This is a genomic window from Tsukamurella sp. DT100, from assembly GCF_049844855.1.
Classification (GTDB): Bacteria; Actinomycetota; Actinomycetes; order Mycobacteriales; family Mycobacteriaceae; genus Tsukamurella.
The window spans coordinates 164699-180123 of record NZ_JBNCLV010000006.1; the positions used below are offsets into that span (position 1 = coordinate 164699).

The following is a 15425-nucleotide window of genomic DNA, read 5'->3' on the forward strand; positions in this document are numbered from 1 at the left end:
ACTCTTCTGGAGGTCCTCCATGACCGTTTACGCACGCCCCGGGGCAGCCGGCTCGCTCATGAGCTACCAGTCCCGCTACGACAACTGGATCGGCGGCGAGTGGGTCGCGCCCGTCAAGGGGCAGTACTTCGAGAACGTCACCCCCGTCACCGGCCAGGGCTTCTGCGAGGTCGCGCGATCGACCGCCGAGGACATCGAGCTGGCGCTCGACGCCGCGCACGCCGCCGCCCCCGCCTGGGGCAAGACCGCGCCGGCCGTCCGCGCGGGGATCCTGCTCAAGATCGCCGACCGCATGGAGGCCAATCTCGAGTCGATCGCGCTCGCCGAGTCGTGGGACAACGGCAAGCCGATCCGCGAGACCCTCAACGCCGACATCCCCCTCGCGATCGACCACTTCCGGTACTTCGCGTCGTGCCTGCGCTCCCAGGAGGGCGGGATCTCGGAGATCGACGAGAACACCGTCGCGTACCACTTCCACGAGCCGCTCGGCGTGGTCGGCCAGATCATCCCGTGGAACTTCCCGATCCTCATGGCCGTGTGGAAGCTGGCCCCCGCGCTGGCCGCCGGCAACGCGATCGTGCTGAAGCCGGCCGAGCAGACGCCGGTCTCGGTGCTGTACCTGTGGTCGCTCATCGGCGACCTGCTGCCCGCGGGCGTGGTGAACATCGTCAACGGCTTCGGCCTGGAGGCCGGCAAGCCGCTGGCCTCGTCGAAGCGGATCCGCAAGATCGCCTTCACCGGCGAGACCACCACGGGCAAGCTGATCGCGGGCTACGCCGCCGACAACCTCATTCCCGTGACCCTGGAGCTGGGCGGCAAGAGCCCGAACGTCTTCTTCAAGGACGTCATGGCCGCGAACGACGACTACCAGGACAAGGCCCTCGAGGGCTTCACGATGTTCGCGCTGAACCAGGGCGAGGTGTGCACCTGCCCGTCGCGCGCGCTGCTGGAGAAGCCGATCTTCGACGAGTTCCTCGAGCTCGGCTCCATCCGCACCAAGTCGATCATCCAGGGCGACCCGCTGGACACCGACACCATGATCGGCGCGCAGGCGTCGAAGGAGCAGCACGAGAAGATCCTGTCGTACATCGAGATCGGCAAGAACGAGGGCGCGACGCTGGTGACGGGCGGCGAGGCGGCCGACCTGGGCGGCGACCTCTCCGGCGGCTACTACATCCAGCCGACCATCTTCTCCGGCACCAACGACATGCGGATCTTCCAGGAGGAGATCTTCGGCCCGGTGCTCGCGGTGACGTCCTTCGACGGCTACGACAACGCGATGGAGATCGCCAACGACACCCGCTACGGCCTCGGCGCCGGCGTGTGGTCGCGCAACGGCGACGTCGCCTACCGCGCGGGCCGCGACATCCAGGCCGGCCGCGTCTGGACGAACACCTACCACCAGTACCCCGCGCACGCGGCGTTCGGCGGCTACAAGGACTCGGGCATCGGCCGTGAGAACCACAAGATGATGCTCGATCACTACCAGCAGACCAAGAACCTGCTGGTCTCGTACGCACCGGGCGCGCAGGGCTTCTTCTGATCCCCTGCCCGGGCTACGCCTGAGGGTGTCTGCGGCGCCGTCTCCCATCCGGGGGCGGCGCCGCTCGCATGTCCGGGTGCTCACTGGGGCGGCCGCGGGGCAACCTGTCCCCGAGGAGGGAGGCGTCGTTGTTCGCGCAGGTGATGCACCCTGCGCATACCCATGAACATGCAGGTCACAGCGATATTCAGGGAGAAGGCGATGCGCGGTACGCATACCCCTCCGCGCAGCCGCCTGACCGCCACCCGAGCGCTCGAACGCGCTCCCATCTTCGGTGCAGTCCTGCGACGACACGCCGGCGATCCTTCGCCGACACGCACCGAGGTTCGGGCGGAAGCGGGTGCGTCCGTCCCCGCCGTGTGCGCCCGACGGTGCCGCCTCACACCGTCCGGTACCTGGCCCCGACCGCCTCGTAGGTCCGTGGCGCCCGCAGGTCGGCGGTCAAGAGTGTCATTCCGTGGTGCGCTGCGGTTGCGCCCACCAGTGCGTCATAGGTCGCGCCACCACCGATCCCGCGCGCTCCTAGGGCCGCCACCACTCGCCTGTGCTCACTGCCAGGAAGATCGATCAACGGTGCGTCGACACCCGCGATGAGCGCGGCGGCCTGCTCCGGCGAGAGCCGATTCTCGGGGAGCCTGGTGAGCACGCTGAAGGTCTCCATCAGCGCATGCGCGGGCACCGCGAACTCCTGCTGCGCCAACGCGAAGGCGCACCTGGTGTGCGCATGGTGCCAGGACAGCAACGACGGAAGCAGAACGCTGGTGTCGCACGCTAGCGAGGCCACTGCCGGACCTCTTCGAGGGTCCGACGGACCATCTCGTCGGTCAGTGGCGGAATCGGCTCCCGCGGTACGGCCTTCGGAAACGGGTGGCCCGGCACGATGTCGATCTCAACAGGTGCCACCTCGATCTCGATGCGCCCGTCTGCGAACGTCACGTCCACCGCCCTCCCCGCGCTCAACCCCATCGCGTCCCGGATCGCCTTCGGCACCACGATCCGGCCCGCTGCGTCGATGGTAGTTCTCATACCATTTTCCTACCATCGCTCCTGGAATATGTCGATGCGGTCGCACAATCGCCCACGTAGCCTGGGCGGATGCCCGACTCCTCCCTCGTCCCGACCCGCGTCCTACGCGTGTATCCGGATTACGAGCCGACTCCGCTCCTCGGCGCGGACAACCTGCGCCCGCTGACCGGCGCCGATGTGGGACTGTCCGCGCAACTCACCGCTCGCATCGATGCCTGGCACGCGCTCTTCCAGGCGGAGCACCTCGAACGCCACGAGTGGCGCTCCGCCGACGCCGCGGCCGCCTACGCCCGCGACGGCCGCGCGATCGTCGACGCACTCGTCACCGAACTGCCCGGCTTCCTGATCGAGTACAGCCTGTGGCCGGTCGGGGACGGCGGCGGCTACGCCGGAGGCTGGGCGACGGGGTGGTCGCCGTCGGGCGAGAGACCGCTTCCGGCGGGCACAGTGGTGCGCTCCTTCCACGTCGCACGGGAGCGGTGGATCCGCCTCATGAGCGACTACAGCAGCACCGCGCTGTGGGCCACATCCGGCAACGTCGGCCCCGACAGCTTGGGGCTACAGGCGGAGCTCGCCGCCGAACTCCAAGCCTGGCAAGACCTCTGGGAGCGCGAGCTGGACTGGGAGACGGGCTGGAGCTCCGACGCGGCGGCGCAGCGGTACCGCGACGAGGGCCTGCGTCTACTGCCCCTCGTCGCCGCGGAGCTGCCCGGGCACGTCGTCGAGCTGATCGCGGGCGGCGACCGGGTCTACGCGGGCGCGTGGGTCGACGGCTGGCTGCCGGCCCTCCCCGAGGGGTACTACACCGCGTACCGGAACTGACTCAGTCCACCGGGATCGTGGTGGTGCCGAGCAGATCCCCGAGTTGCCACGGGTCGAGGCCGTTGGCGGCGTTCATGTCGCACCGCACGCGGCCGTAGCCCTCGGGCAGCCCGCCGCCGTAACCGCTGCCGTCGGTGTACTGGTGGATCGCGAAGCGCCGCCCCAGTTCCGGCGCCCGGGCGAAGTCGGGCAGCGCGCCGTAGGAGGGGACCACGAAGGGCATGTCGGGCAGGGTCTGCCAAATGCTGATGTCGTTGGGGTTGAGGTAGCCGATGCACCGGGTCGGGCGCGGGTCCGCGCCGCCGCCGCGCCAGTCCGAGGCGCCCCAGGTGAAGCCGTTGAAGGCCTCCGAGTGGTCGCCCACGATCTGCCCGCCCCAGGACTCCGCGTCGGCCATCGTCACCACGTCGGGCCGGTCCTCGCCCTGCATCTCTATGTGCACGGCGAGGGTCTCCTCCCAGTTGGGGCGGACGACGGCGTAGACGATCGCGCCGACCAGCCGGCCGTCGTCGAGCATGCGCCGCACCGTGTCCCAGTTGGCGGCGAACCTGCGGTCGCGGTAGGTGCCGTCGTTGGACCGGATCGCCACCCACCGGTAGGGGTACTTCTCGGGCAGCTCCGGCTGCCATTCGGAGACGTCCGCGTACAGGGTGTCGCGCTGCAGCCGCGCCGCGCGCGCCCGCCTCAGTCGCTTCCGCATGGCCTCACGCTACCCGCACCACCCCCGGTCATGAGGCATGCTTTACCCGGTCTTGGGTTGCGCGAACGACTTTCGCGCGGGCAATCTGGACTGATGCCCACTCTCGACCGGCTCGGCCGGTACTACCTGGCCGCCGCCGTCGCGCTCGTCGGCGCCGTCGTCGCCCTCGGCCTGCTCGTCGGGTGGCGGCCCGTCACCGAGGCCGACGGCGAGGTGCTGGAGGAGATGATCGAGCACCGCGACTCTGCCACCACGTCGGTGATGACCCTCATCACCGACGTCTTCTCGCCGGGCGGCACCATCGCACTCGGCGTGCTCGTCGCCGCGCTCCTGGCGTGGCGACGGTCCGCCGCCTCCGCCGTCTTCGTGCTCGGCAGCACCGCCGTCGCCTCCGCGGCGACCCTCGCGCTGAAGTACGCCTTCGCCCGCCAACGCCCGCCGCTCGTCGACCATCTCGCGAACGAGACGGACTACGGCTTCCCGTCGGGCCACGTCACGGGCACGACGGCCCTGCTCCTGGCCACGACGGTGGCCGTCACCGCCGGCTGGACCGCCCGCCGGCGGCTGCTCGCACTCCTCGCGCCCGCGGTGGTGATCGGTGCCGTCGCGGCGAGCCGCCTGTACCTGGGCGTGCACTGGTTCTCCGACACCGCGGCCGGGTTCGCGATCGGCCTCGCGGGCGTCGCCGTCGGGCTCGCGCTGCTCCCGCCCGCGTCGTGGGCGCGCTGGGACCGCCGACTGGCCGACACCGTCAGGCGCGGTCGCGCTCCGCGAACACGTCCCGCGCGACCAGCGTCGCGTTGATCGCGCGCGGGAAGCCCGTGTACACGGCGGCATGCAGGAGGACCTCGTTGATCTCCTCGCGGGTGATGCCCACGTTGAGCGAGGTGTTCACGTGCACCCGCAGCTGGTTCTCGGTCCCGCCGAGCGCGGTGAGGATGCCCAGCGTCACCAGCTGACGGTCGCGCGGGTTCAGGCCGGGCCGGGCGTAGACGTCGCCGAATCCCCATGCCGCGATGTGGTGCGCGAGCGCGGGGTTCACCTCCGCCAGCCCGTCGATCACCGTCCGGGCCGCGGACCCGTCGATGCCCTCCAGCACCTCCACGCCGGCCTCCCGGCGGGCGATCGACGCCTCGCTATCGATGTCGTACTGCTCGGGCACGGGCCCACCTCCGTCGACGACATGTCATTCGCATGTCTCACGATCGACGGTAGTCCTCGGGCCCCGTGCCCGCTCGCCTCAGGCCTGCGGGACGGGGCAGGCGGCACCGTCGGCGCCCGTGATCCGGACCCGGGAGACGAACCGCTTGCCCGTGGAGCCCTCGAGCGAGAAGCCGGCGGCGCGGCCCGGCTCGAGGTCCAGGACGAGCACGCTGTTCTCCCAGACCCGCGCTTCGCCGTCGGACACCCAGACCGGCACGTCGCGCCCGTCCCCGAGTTCGACGGTGCCGAGCCGCACGTTGGCATCGCCCACGCGGAACTCGTCGACGGCGAACACCATGGGCGCCGAGCCGTCGCAGCAGCCGCCACTCTGGTGGATCAGCAGCGGGCCGTTGCCGTCCCACAGCTCGCCCAGCATCGCCCGCGCCGCCTGCGTCGATTCCACCCGCTCGTCCATGCCCGCTCCCGTCGTCGCCTTCGACGGTAACGCAGCCGGAACGCAGAAACGCCGGGTCAGATGAACTGACCCGGCGTCTGCCTGTGCGCCCGAAGGGATTCGAACCCCTGACCTTCTGACGCGCTGAGCCACAGAGCTACGTTCTACACGATGGCACATATTCCATCTAGCGTTGAGCTGCAACATGATCCATGTGGTACCGACTCCATTGAATCTACACGTTGGTAGCACGTATCGGTGCCGTTCTGGTGCCCGCGCAGGCAATCAGCGGCCGCGTGAAACATCGTGAAACATCAATAGGTCCGCACGACACCGTATTGTTCCAGCTATGGCGAGCATGTACCTGTACATACCGGACGTCGATCTCAACATCGCAGTTGTCAACAACGCCGCGAGCGGAGATGACGCCGTACTCCGGGCGATCTCGAACAGGATCGAGGCGCGGACTGTTGAGGCACTCGCCGGCTACGGTCGTCCGCCGCGGCTGGTGTTGAACTGGGCTGCGATCACTTCGGTCGTGGTGACAGATGGCGACACCGATTCCGCGCGCTTCCACGCCGAGGCGACTGTGACTGATGCAGGCCTCGTGCGCCTCGAGGTCCAAGACCACGAGGCGGACGCCGCCGACTAACGGCGACTAGTTGGCGAGCACGAACTGTCGAACAGTCTCGTTCCAATGCCACGTGAGGTCCTGTCCTGCCCAGGCGCTGCCGACCTGTGGGAATGGGCAACGCGTGTCAAGCAGGAGTTTCGCAATCGCCGGATCGAGTGGCTCCGAGTTCTCTGCCGCGGCCTCCTTCAGGATGTTGCGCTGCTCCTCGGTTCGGTTACCCCACCACGTTTCGATTAGTGTGGCGAAAGATGTCTCAGGCATGTGCTAATCCTCTCCTACGTTGTCGGCGATCTTGCGCCTTCGGCGAGTATTGAACTTGTGCCGGATACCGGAGCTCAGCGGCGCGACGGCACCGAGTCTCTTCTCAGCAATACTGATCAGCTCAATCCGCTCAGCTTCGAGCAGATCCGCGGTAGACAGGATCTTTCTGATGAACCGGCGATACGGTTCGCCGCCGTTGGCGATCATCTGCCCAGCGAGTGGGTGGTTGAGGGTGAGAGCAAGCTTGTCGAATTCGGCCTGAGCACTCGCCAGCTTCTCTCTCGTCTCCGGCTCGGCCACAACCAGGCGACAGACTGCGAAGGCGCGATCTGTCTCCATGAGGCCGCGCACCAACGCATCGAGAATTCGACTCGTGTCCTCGTGCGACAACTCCGTCACGAGTGCATCCCCAATCGCCGATGCGGCGATTTTCATCTCGTTGTGCGCGACCATTAGGGCAGCGATAGCGTCCCGCTGCGGTGCCCTGTACACCTCGCGATTGCGCCGCCGCTCCCGTACCCACGTCGCAAGCTGGGTCGCTGCTGCGCCGATCACGCCACCAACAGCAACCTGCGCGACGTTGAAAGCTAGATCCATCGGCAAATGGTAGATCTACCGCGCGGGACGCGAGCGCGGATCGCCTGGCATCAGCGGATTCCTCGGCCAGTCAAATTCAAGCTCATCGCGGCTCACGGGGACTAGCGTTTCGCTCATGTATGCACACGTAAGCCACCGCGGCGCACTGCTGCCAGCAGCCTCGAGGCTCGACCCCGATGCCAACCGCCGCCTCCTCGAGTGGATCGCCTCCAACTGCACAGATCTCGACCAACGAATCACGGTGATGCCGAACCGAAACGCGCCTCTAGACGGAAACGCCGTGCTGAAACGCTTCTCGAGCGCCGGCACCGTGGAGATCGCCCGAAACCACCCGCGGAGCCCAGGTGGTCCCGTTCTGTCGGCATGGCCGACCCTCGACGACCTGGCCGTCGCGATCGGTGCGACACCGAAGGATCAGACGGTGATCTGCCTTGAGTGGTCCGAGTCCTACCAGGGCTGGGCGTCCGCGGTGGGTGCATACAACGCGGCCACCGACGAGATCGAGCCATCGATCGATGATGAGCTCATAGGCGATTTCAAGTTCGTCCTGCAGTGGGATTCGGAGATCTTCGGCGGCGCCAAGCGCGGACACGGTAGGGAGATCATCCAACCCACGATCAAGAAGCTGAAGAACGCCGGCCTGAGCGAACTCTTCGTCGCGTCCTATGCGGTCGGGCTCGGAGCTAGCGCCAGCATCGCTGAGAACCTGCGGAAGCACTATCGAGAGGTCTGACGACGCAAGGGCGGGGCGCAATGCCTCCGTGAAACGGAGGGGCGCCCCGCACCACCCAGGATACGCCTGGGGAGGGACCCCGATCGCTCGGCACACCACAGCCGGGACGTATAGCACTCCCGACCCTGCGTGCGGGTCTGCTGGTGTTTTCAGGTCACCCAGGGACCACAGGCCGGCCAAGCTGCACCGTCACCCGCGCCCGCAGATCGAACGGGCACCCCTCGAGCTCCCACGCCCACACACAGACCGGATCCCCGTCGAGCAGGCGATCCGCCAGGGCCGCCCACGGCGTCGACCCCACGAACGGCGCATACATCTCGTCCAACGCCCTGTACTCGCCGATCAAGGCGTGCACCAGCGCGTCATCCGTGCGGGCAGCTGTGCGGCGGGCCATCAGCTGGCCCCGCGCCAACGAGCGTTCGCCGCCGCCTGATGCCGCGCCGACTTCACCCGCGTATCCGGGTCCGGCGTCAACAGCGCCATCATCCGCGCCACCGACATCTCGCCCTGCCGGATCTCCCCGGCCACCTCGGTGATGCGGCGCGTCGACCGCTCAGGCTTCGCCATCTCAGCTTCGAACAGCTCACCGAGCATCGTGTTGCGGTCCGTGACAGCTGCGATCTGAGCGAGCAGGTGCACCTCCCGCTCATCCCACTCCACGCCCTCGGCGAGCCCGGCGGTCAACGAGGCCACCAGCTCTTCACCTGCAGATTTCCGACTGGTCATGCGGGTACCTTCCTCCTCGCAGGGGTCTGGGGTTGACGGATGCGATGCACGCAGCCGGAGGCGCTATACGTGCCGCCTGCGCTGGTGGGGCGGTCGGGGGTCCTCCCCCACCTGGCGTAGACCGGGGTGCGGTTCGGCGGGGAGCCGGAGGCGTGCGCGGCGGCGGCGTTGGCCGGCGAGGGCTTCGCGTTTCGACTTGTCGAGGTGGCAGTCGTGGCACAGCAACTGGGTGTTCTCGGGGCTGTCCTGTCCGCCTTCGGCGACGGGGGTGATGTGGTCGAGCTCGAGGCGGACGCCTGTCTGGTCGCCGTGGGCGCCGCATCGTTGGCAGCGGTTGCCGTCGCGTTCGAGGATCTGGGTGCGGAGGCGGCGCCATGCTGGGTTGCTGCAGCGGCGGTCGTTGGACCAGTTGTGGGCCATTCGGTGTCCCTTCTGGGTGTGGCTACCGGATCGGGATGGTGAGGCCGGCCGCGCAGCTCGGGCATGGGACGCCGGGGCTGGTCTCGTGGCGGTGGCGGGTCGCCGGCATGGCTATGCCTGGCCTGGTGCCGGTCCTGAGGGCGTGGCGGGCGGCGGCGCTCGCGGTGGCGTCGGGGACGCGGGGTGCGACGCGGCCGCGCTTGGTGAAGCCGGGGACGGGCCCGCCGTCGGCGAAGCCGAGGGCCGCGACCCACCACGGCTTGTTGCTCTTCATCTCGTTCACGGTGTGGTGGACCGCGGACTGCACGGCTGACACTGGATCGCCCGTGGGGTTGGCGGGCTCGGGCATGTTCCAGAAGTCGGAGAATCCCATGGTCTTGTCCCTGTTCGTAGGCGGGCTCTGGGTCCAGGGCGGGACGCTGTTCCCGGTGACCGTTCCGGTCTGGCGTCCCTGCCCTGGTGCCCGCCTGTGTGGTGTCGCCCAGGAGAGGCCACCAGGTTGGCGGGCAGTCTGTGGTGCGGCTACTCGGGTAGGTAGCCCCAGTGCCGCGGGTACGGCTCGTCCGGCGTGGGGCCGTGCTCCTGCTCGTGCTGCCAGCTCTGCGCGGCCTCGAGGTCTGCGCGGGTGCGGACCTGGTGGGCGCGCGGCTGGATGCTGGGCGGCCCGCTCGGTTGGGTGGCGGCACGGTGCTGGTCGACGAGGGCCAGCTCGTCGTCGGTGAGCGGGAAGTCCGCGCCCATCGGCAAGTGGTTAGCCACTGTGGGTGGCCGCGTACTCGGCGGCCCGACGCTCGGCGGCCTGCTGGCGGTGCGCGGTGATGATCGCCTTGGCTTCGGTCAGGGTGTTCAAGTGCAGGTAGTTCGGGCCGAGATGCCAGCGGCCGCCGCGGTAGCGCATGCCCCCGTCGGCGGTATTGAGGATCTCGCCGACCCGGTGGATCGGGCCGTCGACGCCGTTGGTGTACATGGCGGCGTAGAGGTAGCCGCGGGCGTAGCCCTTCATCCAGTCCTCGGGGGATCCGAGGGCGTCGAAGCTGATGAGCAGGGTGTCGACGAGGCTGTGGATCTTGTCGAGGACGGCGCGGGCTTCGGCGAGGTCGCGCCAGGCGGCCACGCCGCCGTCGATCTCGAGGGCCTCGGCTGCGGTGGTGCTGGCGGGGAGGACGTCGCGGGCTGCGGTCATCTTGGTGACGGCCGCGGAGTGGGCGGCCTTGACGCTGGTGAGGATCGCGTCGCCGGCGGCGCCGAGGATGAGGGTGGCGGCGCGGTCGGCGAGGGCCCACTCGGCGCGCTGGGCGACGGCCTGGGGCTGCCGCTCGGGGGCGGTGAGGGCGGCGTCGAGGACGTCGTGGGTGGTGGCCGCGGTGAGTTCTCCGCGCTTGATGACGTCGGCGATGTCCTCGGACTGCGGCGGGGACCAGGTGCGGACAGCTGCCCGGGCGGCGACAACGTCGGTCAGGGACGCAGGAACGGTGCCGCCTACCGCGGTGACGGTGTCGAGGAACTGGGTGATGCTGGGCCAGGGGATGCTCATGGGAGGGGCCTACTTCCAGGTGGTCGGGTAGTCGGTCGGCTGCTGCTCGGGCTCCGGTTCGCCGGGCTTGGCGGTGCCGCGGGCGCTGGAGACGAGGGCGGCGAAGGTCTCGGGGTCGAGGGCGGCGAGGAAGTCGACGACGGCGTTGACGAGCACGTCGCGCGGGTCGGTTCGCTTCTCGGTGGTGGGACTGGTCATGCGTTTTCCCTTCGGCGGGTTGCGTATTCGGTGACGGTGGCCCGGTCGAAGACGTACTGCCGGCCGGAGAGGCGGGTGCCGTCGAGATCGGCGGCGATACGGCGTACGTATCGGGGGCTGCAGCGGAGGATCGTGGCGGCTTCTGCGGTGCCGATCGGATCGGCTGCTGTGATCGAGTCTTCCTGAGCCGGTTCGGTTTCGGTTCCGAGTTGGGACACGCTTGCGAGGAGTTCCCGCATCCACACCGGGATCGGCTGCCCGGTGTGCCGGCGACGTTGGATCGTCTCGAGCACCACGTAGCGCACGGCCGCGGTCTGCCCATCTGTCAGTTCCACGTGGACGCCCCGTGCTTCGAGAATTCCAGTAGCTCCTCCGGCGGGAGCGCGACCATGGCAGTCTCCTGAGAATGACCGACGAGGAGATGACTCCCGCCCAGCGACGCCACGCCCAGAGCGCGCTGGCGTACCTGACCGCCGCCCACTACTTCCAGCCGGGCCACAAGACTAGCCAGGAGGTCCTGGCCGAGATTCTCAGCGAAAGCGAGGACACGACCCTCGCGCTCGCGAACCTCATCGTCGGAATGGCATCTGTCGCCAATTACGCAGTCGCGCTGAGAGCTGCAACACGGGGAGGAGTTCCCGGCGTGCCTGCAGAGAACACTCTCGCGGAGATCGGACGGGCCCTCGCAGCGGACTAGCTGTGCCGTGATCATCGGCGGCGCTTCTCGATGGCGTCGTGGATGCGGTCGGCGAGGTCGCGGGCTTCTTGGTCATTGAGCCGCCAGTGGTCGTGCCCGAGACGGATCAGGATGTGCCGGGCGTCGAGCCGGCGCACGGTCCCGCCGTCACCGCCGAGCTGCAGGCGTCGCATTGGTCCTCCGCTCCAGCTCGTGCGGCAGCGGTGCGAGCACGGGCTCCCCGCGGCGGCGTGCATCGCGTTGCTGGCGTGCCTTGCGGCGGTGGGTAGGCCATGCCGACTCCCATTTGCGGCTCATGCGGACTCCTGGGTGTAGGTCGGGCGGATGCGGAGCTTGGCGTTGCGCCCGGAGGTTCCGGACTTCTCGATCTGGTCGCAGCGGTCGGCGGCGCGCTGCAGAGCGGCAACCGTGTAGCCGAGAGGTTCGCCGGCGGCCTGGAGGTCGCCCGAGCGGACCCAGCCGTCCGGGCCGGCGTTGTCGGCGAGGTACTGCAGCTGCCAGTCCCTTGCGGGCACGGTGGGTACGGTCGGGACTGGCGTTTTGGGTTCACCCCTGAACTCGGGGTTCACCCCTTCTGAACTGGCATTTTTCGGGGCGAACTCGGGTTCACCCCTGAACTCATCGTTCAACCGCAGACGCCTCCCGCGATCGGTCTGTAGAACCGACACGACGCCCTCATCCGACAGCGCGGAGACGACCCCGTCGAACAACTCGCGGTACTCCTTCTTCCCCATCCGCCCGCGCGTATCGGACCACGACAGCTCACCCGAGGCGAGAACCTTGAGCACCCGGCGACGGACAACGTCAGCTCTGCGCTCGTCGATGAACTCCTCACCGGCGGCCTGGCGGAGAGCGCGGCCGCGGATCTTCTCCCGGTCCATGCGCTTGGCCTCACCGAGCAGCCACTCGCGGGTGCGGTCCGATTCCGCCATCGCCACCCGGGACAGCTGCCAGTCGGTCTCGTCCACGACGGAGCGCTTGTGCAGGATCGCGAGCAGAGCGGCGACCTTGAGTCGGGTGAGCATCGCGTGCCCGTCGAGCGCGCCGGACTCGCCGCGCTGCCGGGCCAGGTGCGCGCCGATCACCGTCTGCGTGATCTCGTCGGGCCCGTACTGGATCTCGACCACGCCATCTATGCCGGGCGTCCAGAACGGCACCCTGGTGTCGAGCGGGTCCGGTGCTGCGGTGGGTTCGGCCGGCATGTCCGGGTCGATGGTGAGCGCCCAGATGAACCGCTGCGGGGTGCCGCCGGTTGTGTCGTCGAACACCACACCGGTGTGGCCTGGTTGCGCGCCGACGGACAGGCACGCCCGGTAGGTGTGCTCGCCGATCACGCGGCTGGTGGCCTTGCTCGCGTTGTGCTGGCCGATCTGCTCGCCCATCGCCATGCTCTTGAGCTGAGCGAGCAGCACCGAGCCCTGGCGGGACGCGAGACCGGTGAGGGTGTCGATCTCGGGGCAGTTGAACAGCACCCGCGTGCGGGGCTCCTCGCCCTCCTTGTCGGGCTTCTTGAACGCGGCAGCGATGCCCTCACCCGATCCGAGGGGCAGCTCCTCGATCGGCGCTGGCCACGCCTGCCGGGCCACCTTGTCGCTGATGCCCTTGCCTCCGCCCGATGGGGCGACGAACGCGCACAGCAGGTTCAGCGACGCGCGGCCGCCGATGAGCCCAGGGAGTTGCACGGTCGGCTCGACAGTCGCGGCGACGCGGAGCAGCACCGCCCAGAACACGGCCCATGGTGCGGCGTACCGGGCGCGGGCCCACCGGTAGATCGTGGTCAGCTCGTCGGTGGCTGCGAAGAACTCCGGCACGGGTCCGGGCGGGTTGGTCATGCTGCCCTCCTGGGCGGGTAGTCGAATGGCGGCTGCGCGGCGTCGTCTGCGACGTACCGGGCGCTGCTTGCCGGGCTGGGTGTGGTGTCCGAGATGGCTTCCGCGGCGGCGGTCGAGGCGGTCTCGGCGGCGGCCTGGCGGGCGTCCTGGTGCAGGGCCCACAGCACGGCGGCGATGAGGACCGCGACGAACTGGAGCTGCCCGTCGGGCTCGTCCTGCCACTGCGGGGTGAACGCCGGCGGCGGGGTGGTGGGGCACGCGGCCAGGAACGGGGCGAGGAAGTCGAGCGCGGCGCTGAAGCTCACCTCGCGTGAGCCGGTGCGGGCCGAGCCCGGGGTGGGCAGCAGGTTGTTCTCCACTGCCCACGCCCGGATCGACTCGACGGTGATCTTCTCCGTCACGCCGGCCTCCGCGCGCACCGAGGGCCCATGCCACGGGCCTTCGATTCACGGGCGGTCAGCGGAGCCCCACACCGCGAGCACGTCGGGCACAGCACCCACCCGGCCCCATACGCCTCGAACACACCGTGCTCCTGCCCAGCGATCCGGCCAGCGGGAAGATCGTCGTCGTCGATCACAGTGGCTACACCTCCCCGCGGGCGCCGCGGAGGACCTTCTCGGCCTCGTCGTCGAAGACCTCCATGACGCGGGTGAGCGCGCCCACGACGTTCGCGACCTGGCGCCGCATCCCCTCGACGTCCTCCGACGTGAGGTCCACCTCGTAGTCGCCGTCCATGCCCGTCGTCTGCGCGCGCAGGGCCCACTCCACCAAGGCCGGCGTGCCGTCGTCAGGCCGGTAGTCGAACCGCTCGGCTGTGACCGCGGCCTGGCCGGCGCGAACGGTGGCGAGCTTCTCGTGCCGCCCGGACCCCACCTGCGTCAGCGGGAGGGACTCGGCCGGGGTGAGGACGACCTCGGGGGTCTCGACGGTGACCTCGACGACGCCGAGGAGCCAGTCGGCGTGTCGGGCGCGGTCGCGGATCGCGGCCGTACCCGCCTCGGTGAGGTACCGGCCGAGCTGAATCGCAGACTCTGGCGGCATCGACAGCTCGTTGCCGACGTTCCCGCGTGCCGACCAGCGGACGCAGACCTCGTGCTCGAGGATTGGCTTCCCGTACTGGGGCTGGTTGTTCGCGGAGCGGTGCAGGTGCACCGCGAGGTTCGGGTCCTGGTTGTGCGCGGGGCTGGACACACCGTCGACCCAGGGCGAGCCGATGCTCTCGGCCCACTCGCCGACGCGTTCGGGCAGCAGGTAGAGGCGGGTGTCGAGCCTGCGCAGGTAGTCGCGCATCGTGTCGTAGTTCATCGCACTGCCGCCTTCGACGCGGCACGCCAGCGGAGGACGGTGCGCTCGGTGACGCGGCAGACCACGGCGGCGTGCGAGTTGCTGAGCTGGCCGCGGTCGACGAGCGCGCAGACGCCCGCGATGTCGTCGGGGTGGCTCACGCGGGGCCGGTGGCCGGCGCGAACGAGGGCGAGGAGGAGACGATCGGCTCGAGCGGGGTCGCCGACGAGACGAGGCGGGCGACCACGACGGTGCGGGACCTGGGCGGAGTGGGTTACGATGGACATGAACGGATCTCCTGTCGGGTGATTCGGTCGGGCCTCGGTAGCGGAGTTCTTGGCGGGACAGCGCTCCGGGGCCTTCTTCGTGAGTAGGGGCGTGCGGTCGGGCTGGGCACCACTGCACAGGTCCGCGGCCTCGTCGAGGGCCGCGTAGCGATCGCGTCGGCGCTGGTCCGCGTCGGCAGCTGCGGCCATGACGCAGAGCGTGCCGAGAAACACGACGAACGCCCAGTAGTGCGTCACGCAGCGTCACCCCCAACCGCCACCGGCGCGGTGAGCCCGAGGAGCTCGCGGAGGCCCACGGTGGGGACGATGTAGCGGCTGCCGGCGCGAATCACCCGGCACGGAAACTCCCCCTTCTGTGCAAGCTGGTAGGCGCCGGAGACGCTGAGCCCAAGGGCCCGTGCCGCGGTGCGGAGGTCGGTGGAGACACCAAGGGCGTCGAGTTCTTCAGGGGTCACGGAAGGCTCCATCCGTTAGAAATGAACACACACAGCGCGTGCTCTGTGTATAGAACTATCATGTGTTGAAATCCTCCGC

At 69.1% G+C, this 15425-nt stretch carries 28 protein-coding genes; 6 read left to right on the plus strand and 22 right to left on the minus strand.

The annotated features are described in order from the left end of the window. Positions 1-19 precede the first annotated feature (19 nt). Positions 20-1543: an acetaldehyde dehydrogenase ExaC gene (gene exaC / locus ACLQ3K_RS16050; protein ID WP_068526037.1), complete on the plus strand. Its 1524-nt coding sequence runs from the start codon at positions 20-22 to the stop codon at positions 1541-1543. A gap of 379 nt (positions 1544-1922) precedes the next feature. Here exaC and ACLQ3K_RS16055 read toward each other — a convergent pair whose 3' ends face one another. Both ACLQ3K_RS16055 and ACLQ3K_RS16060 read right to left on the minus strand, forming a co-directional pair. Beyond that, positions 1923-2327 carry a PIN domain-containing protein gene (locus ACLQ3K_RS16055; RefSeq protein WP_426000691.1) on the minus strand — a complete coding sequence of 135 codons (405 nt, stop codon included), beginning with the start codon at positions 2325-2327 and terminating at the stop codon, positions 1923-1925. Continuing rightward, the gene (locus ACLQ3K_RS16060; RefSeq protein ID WP_426000693.1) at positions 2315-2569 is read right to left on the minus strand and encodes an AbrB/MazE/SpoVT family DNA-binding domain-containing protein; all 255 of its coding nucleotides are present in this window, start codon (positions 2567-2569) and stop codon (positions 2315-2317) included. Before ACLQ3K_RS16060 ends, ACLQ3K_RS16055 begins: the two co-directional genes overlap by 13 nt. A gap of 69 nt (positions 2570-2638) precedes the next feature. Between ACLQ3K_RS16060 and ACLQ3K_RS16065 the strand changes: the two genes are divergently transcribed. Then, entirely contained in the window at positions 2639-3391 is a 753-nt protein-coding gene (locus ACLQ3K_RS16065) for a hypothetical protein (protein ID WP_426000695.1), read from the plus strand. Between the two features lies 1 nt (position 3392). On the opposite strand, the gene ACLQ3K_RS16070 is transcribed toward ACLQ3K_RS16065, so the two are convergent. Beyond that, positions 3393-4091, minus strand: a complete 699-nt coding sequence (locus tag ACLQ3K_RS16070; RefSeq protein ID WP_426000697.1) for a hypothetical protein — start codon at positions 4089-4091, stop codon at positions 3393-3395. A gap of 93 nt (positions 4092-4184) precedes the next feature. Here ACLQ3K_RS16070 and ACLQ3K_RS16075 point away from each other — a divergent pair, with 93 nt between their 5' ends. Next, a complete protein-coding gene (locus ACLQ3K_RS16075) occupies positions 4185-4895 on the plus strand; it encodes a phosphatase PAP2 family protein (RefSeq protein WP_426000699.1) in 711 nt (236 codons plus the stop codon). Here ACLQ3K_RS16075 and ACLQ3K_RS16080 read toward each other — a convergent pair. Further along, a complete protein-coding gene (locus tag ACLQ3K_RS16080; RefSeq protein ID WP_224647763.1) occupies positions 4843-5253 on the minus strand; it encodes a carboxymuconolactone decarboxylase family protein in 411 nt (136 codons plus the stop codon). The genes ACLQ3K_RS16075 and ACLQ3K_RS16080 overlap by 53 nt on opposite strands. A 78-nt stretch (positions 5254-5331) precedes the next feature. Next, the gene (locus tag ACLQ3K_RS16085; RefSeq protein ID WP_426000701.1) at positions 5332-5709 is read right to left on the minus strand and encodes a DUF779 domain-containing protein; all 378 of its coding nucleotides are present in this window, start codon (positions 5707-5709) and stop codon (positions 5332-5334) included. 328 nt (positions 5710-6037) lie between these two features. On the opposite strand from ACLQ3K_RS16085, the gene ACLQ3K_RS16090 reads away from it, so the two are divergent. After that, on the plus strand, positions 6038-6340 hold the full coding sequence (locus ACLQ3K_RS16090; RefSeq protein ID WP_426000703.1) for a hypothetical protein: 303 nt from the start codon (positions 6038-6040) through the stop codon (positions 6338-6340). Between the two features lie 6 nt (positions 6341-6346). On the opposite strand, the gene ACLQ3K_RS16095 is transcribed toward ACLQ3K_RS16090, so the two are convergent. Beyond that, a complete protein-coding gene (locus ACLQ3K_RS16095; RefSeq protein WP_426000705.1) occupies positions 6347-6583 on the minus strand; it encodes a hypothetical protein in 237 nt (78 codons plus the stop codon). 3 nt (positions 6584-6586) lie between these two features. Beyond that, a complete protein-coding gene (locus ACLQ3K_RS16100) occupies positions 6587-7180 on the minus strand; it encodes a hypothetical protein (RefSeq protein ID WP_426000707.1) in 594 nt (197 codons plus the stop codon). A gap of 115 nt (positions 7181-7295) precedes the next feature. On the opposite strand from ACLQ3K_RS16100, the gene ACLQ3K_RS16105 reads away from it, so the two are divergent. Beyond that, positions 7296-7913, plus strand: a complete 618-nt coding sequence (locus ACLQ3K_RS16105; protein WP_426000709.1) for a hypothetical protein — start codon at positions 7296-7298, stop codon at positions 7911-7913. Positions 7914-8067: 154 nt separating this feature from the next. Here ACLQ3K_RS16105 and ACLQ3K_RS16110 read toward each other — a convergent pair whose 3' ends face one another. From ACLQ3K_RS16110 to ACLQ3K_RS16145, 8 genes are all read right to left on the minus strand, one after another. Continuing rightward, positions 8068-8307, minus strand: a complete 240-nt coding sequence (locus tag ACLQ3K_RS16110) for a hypothetical protein (protein ID WP_426000711.1) — start codon at positions 8305-8307, stop codon at positions 8068-8070. Next, positions 8307-8639, minus strand: coding sequence for a hypothetical protein (locus ACLQ3K_RS16115; RefSeq protein WP_426000713.1), 333 nt, complete (start codon positions 8637-8639; stop codon positions 8307-8309). Before ACLQ3K_RS16115 ends, ACLQ3K_RS16110 begins: the two co-directional genes overlap by 1 nt. 63 nt (positions 8640-8702) lie before the next feature. Next, positions 8703-9059, minus strand: coding sequence for an HNH endonuclease (locus ACLQ3K_RS16120; RefSeq protein WP_426000715.1), 357 nt, complete (start codon positions 9057-9059; stop codon positions 8703-8705). A gap of 22 nt (positions 9060-9081) precedes the next feature. Next, positions 9082-9432 (minus strand): hypothetical protein, encoded by a 351-nt coding sequence (locus ACLQ3K_RS16125; protein ID WP_426000717.1) that lies wholly within the window; start codon positions 9430-9432, stop codon positions 9082-9084. 149 nt (positions 9433-9581) lie between these two features. After that, complete coding sequence (locus ACLQ3K_RS16130) at positions 9582-9800, minus strand: hypothetical protein (RefSeq protein WP_426000719.1); 219 nt, start codon at positions 9798-9800, stop codon at positions 9582-9584. Between the two features lie 10 nt (positions 9801-9810). Continuing rightward, the gene (locus tag ACLQ3K_RS16135) at positions 9811-10593 is read right to left on the minus strand and encodes a hypothetical protein (protein ID WP_426000721.1); all 783 of its coding nucleotides are present in this window, start codon (positions 10591-10593) and stop codon (positions 9811-9813) included. Positions 10594-10602: 9 nt separating this feature from the next. Next, on the minus strand, positions 10603-10791 hold the full coding sequence (locus ACLQ3K_RS16140; protein ID WP_426000723.1) for a hypothetical protein: 189 nt from the start codon (positions 10789-10791) through the stop codon (positions 10603-10605). Continuing rightward, entirely contained in the window at positions 10788-11126 is a 339-nt protein-coding gene (locus ACLQ3K_RS16145; RefSeq protein WP_426000725.1) for a hypothetical protein, read from the minus strand. The genes ACLQ3K_RS16140 and ACLQ3K_RS16145 overlap by 4 nt, the downstream gene beginning before the upstream one ends. A gap of 71 nt (positions 11127-11197) precedes the next feature. Between ACLQ3K_RS16145 and ACLQ3K_RS16150 the strand changes: the two genes are divergently transcribed. Next, complete coding sequence (locus ACLQ3K_RS16150) at positions 11198-11488, plus strand: hypothetical protein (RefSeq protein ID WP_426000727.1); 291 nt, start codon at positions 11198-11200, stop codon at positions 11486-11488. An 11-nt stretch (positions 11489-11499) separates the two neighbouring features. On the opposite strand, the gene ACLQ3K_RS16155 is transcribed toward ACLQ3K_RS16150, so the two are convergent. The 7 genes from ACLQ3K_RS16155 to ACLQ3K_RS16185 form a co-directional block, all read right to left on the minus strand. Beyond that, positions 11500-11661, minus strand: coding sequence for a hypothetical protein (locus tag ACLQ3K_RS16155; protein WP_426000729.1), 162 nt, complete (start codon positions 11659-11661; stop codon positions 11500-11502). 120 nt (positions 11662-11781) lie between these two features. Next, positions 11782-13320 (minus strand): hypothetical protein, encoded by a 1539-nt coding sequence (locus tag ACLQ3K_RS16160; protein WP_426000731.1) that lies wholly within the window; start codon positions 13318-13320, stop codon positions 11782-11784. Then, on the minus strand, positions 13317-13721 hold the full coding sequence (locus ACLQ3K_RS16165; RefSeq protein ID WP_426000733.1) for a DUF2742 domain-containing protein: 405 nt from the start codon (positions 13719-13721) through the stop codon (positions 13317-13319). The genes ACLQ3K_RS16160 and ACLQ3K_RS16165 overlap by 4 nt, the downstream gene beginning before the upstream one ends. Continuing rightward, a complete protein-coding gene (locus ACLQ3K_RS16170; RefSeq protein WP_238219708.1) occupies positions 13718-13897 on the minus strand; it encodes a DUF6011 domain-containing protein in 180 nt (59 codons plus the stop codon). Before ACLQ3K_RS16170 ends, ACLQ3K_RS16165 begins: the two co-directional genes overlap by 4 nt. A gap of 5 nt (positions 13898-13902) precedes the next feature. Beyond that, positions 13903-14625: a hypothetical protein gene (locus ACLQ3K_RS16175; RefSeq protein ID WP_426000735.1), complete on the minus strand. Its 723-nt coding sequence runs from the start codon at positions 14623-14625 to the stop codon at positions 13903-13905. Next, on the minus strand, positions 14622-15080 hold the full coding sequence (locus tag ACLQ3K_RS16180) for a hypothetical protein (RefSeq protein ID WP_426000737.1): 459 nt from the start codon (positions 15078-15080) through the stop codon (positions 14622-14624). The genes ACLQ3K_RS16175 and ACLQ3K_RS16180 overlap by 4 nt, the downstream gene beginning before the upstream one ends. Positions 15081-15124: 44 nt before the next feature. Next, on the minus strand, positions 15125-15346 hold the full coding sequence (locus ACLQ3K_RS16185) for a DNA-binding protein (RefSeq protein ID WP_426000739.1): 222 nt from the start codon (positions 15344-15346) through the stop codon (positions 15125-15127). Positions 15347-15425 lie beyond the last annotated feature (79 nt).